4 protein-coding genes are annotated in these 2865 nt (G+C 56.2%); 3 read left to right on the forward strand and 1 reads right to left on the reverse strand.

The window, feature by feature from the left end; all coding sequences use genetic code 11:
- Positions 1–140: 140 nt before the first annotated feature.
- A complete protein-coding gene (locus B7R21_RS19255; protein ID WP_116284869.1) occupies positions 141–827 on the reverse strand; it encodes a GntR family transcriptional regulator in 687 nt (228 codons plus the stop codon).
- A 264-nt stretch (positions 828–1091) separates the two neighbouring features.
- On the opposite strand from B7R21_RS19255, the gene B7R21_RS19260 reads away from it, so the two are divergent.
- The 3 genes from B7R21_RS19260 to B7R21_RS19270 form a co-directional block, all read left to right on the forward strand.
- On the forward strand, positions 1092–2018 hold the full coding sequence (locus B7R21_RS19260) for a VOC family protein (protein ID WP_116284870.1): 927 nt from the start codon (positions 1092–1094) through the stop codon (positions 2016–2018).
- A gap of 3 nt (positions 2019–2021) precedes the next feature.
- Complete coding sequence (locus B7R21_RS21060) at positions 2022–2312, forward strand: winged helix-turn-helix transcriptional regulator (RefSeq protein WP_172592298.1); 291 nt, start codon at positions 2022–2024, stop codon at positions 2310–2312.
- A 417-nt stretch (positions 2313–2729) separates the two neighbouring features.
- The coding region (locus tag B7R21_RS19270) for a type II toxin-antitoxin system prevent-host-death family antitoxin (RefSeq protein WP_116284872.1) at positions 2730–2865 on the forward strand (136 nt) is incomplete at its 3' end.

Below are 2865 nucleotides of genomic sequence, written 5' to 3' on the forward strand. Positions count from 1 at the left end.
CAACAAATAACACGTTGCGATAACGGTGGAGGTGGGCCTGGCTTAGATTGCCCCGACACCCCGCAAAACGCCGAGGTGGTCTCCGCTTAGATTGCCCGAGTGGTCCTGGCTAACGTTGCCAGAGACAGAGAACGGAGCCGTTACCTTTTCTCCGCACCTTCGACTACGCCAGACTCCAGAAGGAGACTGGTGGTTTTGGAGATGTGCTCGACGAGCCGTTGAGTGGCAAGCGCCGTATCCCGCTTCAAAACCGCCTCGACGATTAACGCGTGCTCCCCAGCGATATCTCGATCACCTTCATGGTCGAATGGGACTGACCAGCGACGGTACAACTCAGCGGAATCCCGAAGTTGCCCGGCAATGCCTCTGAGCCGGGGATTCTCGCAGCCGAGTAGTAAAGTTTGATGAAAGTCGGAATGTCTTTCGACCCACTCCTCGCTCAGTCGCTCTGGGTCTTCCGGGCTCACCAATGGTGCGTTGACGAGCCGATGGTGGGATGCGAGCACGAGGGATTCCCACTCCACGTTGCCTTCCGCAATAGCGTGAGCCAGTACCAAGCTCTCGATCTCGCATCTCGCTTGAGTCAGATACACGAGGTCTGGCCCTGAGATCGTCGTGACGAAAAACCCCTGTTGCGGTGCGCTGTGCACGAGGCCCTGTTCGACTAGCCGCGACAAAGCCTCGCGTATCACTCCTACGCTCACCCCATAAGACTCGCAAAGCTCAGCGAATGCGAGTTTTTGCCCGGGAATGAGACGCCCGGAAAGAATATCGCCGCGTAACCGAGCGAACGCAACTTCGTTCCGTGTTTTAGCTTGAATAGCCATCGACTTATCCCCTTTGCAGAACGCTGCTTATTTCGAAGAAACCAGTTTATCCGAAATAAGCATAAAAAACGTTCTCCTCATGCGACTCGACACCGATGTCTCCGTGCTGAATGGTCGACCGACCTGCACCAAGGTCGAGATTCAGCTTACTGCAGAGTTCAATTATTTGGGACAATTTCGAAATTTAGTTGACCAGGCGAAATTCTGGTGCGAGGATTGCGCTATTGCATCCCACGGCTCAGCTCGATGATGAGAGGACACTAGATGTCTCTGCACCGCCTCGCCTCGCTCACGATGGGCGTTCCCGATGTACAGCCGACGATCGATTATTACGCCGACTTTGGACTCACGCATCTCGGACACGGTCGCTTCGCCACGACCGACGGTGGCGAGCAACTACGCATCGTGTACTCTCCAAATCGCCGTCTGGTTGACGTCGCGATTGGGGCTGATGACCATGACGACCTGGGCCGGGTCACCGGCAATCTGGCAAAGCTAGGCGTGTTCGTCCAGCAGTTTCCTGAGCACGTCACTGCGATAGATCTAATATCAGACGTGCGGGTGACAGTAAATATTGTGCCTCGAGTGTCACAGAAGGCGCAGCACCCAACACCGTATAACGGGCCCGGCAGATTCGAACGAACCGGTGCCAGGGCGCCGGGAGTGATGCGCCACGACAGAGTAATGCCTCGTAAACTCGGGCACGTCGTCATCGGCTCAGTCGACTACGAAGCGACCCGGCGGTTCTTCGTGGAGGGCATAGGCTTCCGCGAAAGCGACCACATCAAAGGCGAAGGATCGTTTCTACGCTGTTCGATCGACCACCACAACTTGCTCGTACTCAAGTCGCCAGTCAACTACCTACATCACACCTCGTGGCAAGTCAACGACATCGACGACGTTGGCCGCGGTGCTTACGCGATGCTCGAAGACAACCCGGAGCGTCACGTCTGGGGTCTCGGGCGACATTTCGCCGGATCGAACTTCTTTTGGTATCTCAAAGACCCGGCAGGCAACTTCTCTGAATACTACTCGGACATGGACTGCATTCCGGAAGAAGAAATCTGGAAACCGGAAGTCCTCGAGGGGGTCCAAGGCCTCTTCAGCTGGGGGCCTCCTCCCCCACCCTCGTTCCTGCACCCCGAAGATCTCGCCGCACTGATGACCGGCGTGCACGGCCCAAAGAGTTAGATCGTGAACCCACTCGCCGTCTTTGGAATAAGCCATGTTCGGATCGACATACTTAAGGCGCTCATCTCAAACGGCGAGGCAAGCGTCGCGGACTTATCCGATCAACTTGGAATGACCCGAACCGGTCTCATCAGGCATCTTTTACTACTAGAAACGCAAGGCATCGCCTACCGTCGCCAAACTACGCACCCACGAGGATCTGGACCCATCACATACTGGCATGCCGACCTCGACGAAGTTTCCATTTTGATCGATAGCTTTAGGACAATCCTTCTCGAACCCACTTGGTGCTGAAACTACCGGTGAGCTAATGCACACCACTCGAGGCTCGGTTCACGCGGTGATCGCCCGGACGATATCGAGCGAGCACAGGGTAAAGGCGCTCTAAACTCCAATCTGGACATCGCCGGATGACAATCGTCGCTGTTCGTCCGACGGGTGGAGCGGTGACGCCGACGCTTCGATTGATCGGGAGTTCTGTGGCGATATGCGGGCGCCGCTAAGGCGGTGACCTACTCGACTCTCGTGGATTCTAGGGTCTTCGGCGTTGCTATGGGCTCAATACGGTCGCAGCTACCGTTGCCCAACAGGGCAATTATTCGGGATGTCGAACGCAGAGAGATCGGAGCTGACGTAAGGTTCATTATCAGCGCTTTTGTACAAACCTACTTGTTATGTACATTTCGCGCTAGGCGCAGTAGAGTGGGTTTCATGAGACAAGTTGCTATCACCGACGCCCGCGGACGGCTGGCGTCGATCATCGACGAGGCGCGTGCTGAGCCTGTGTATCTCACCCGCCGAAATAGGGCTGTCGCCGCCGTGGTCGACGCTGCGCAGCTCGAGCAAC

Origin of the sequence: Subtercola boreus (genome assembly GCF_003399625.1) — a bacterium.
Lineage (GTDB): Bacteria > Actinomycetota > Actinomycetes > Actinomycetales > Microbacteriaceae > Subtercola > Subtercola boreus_C.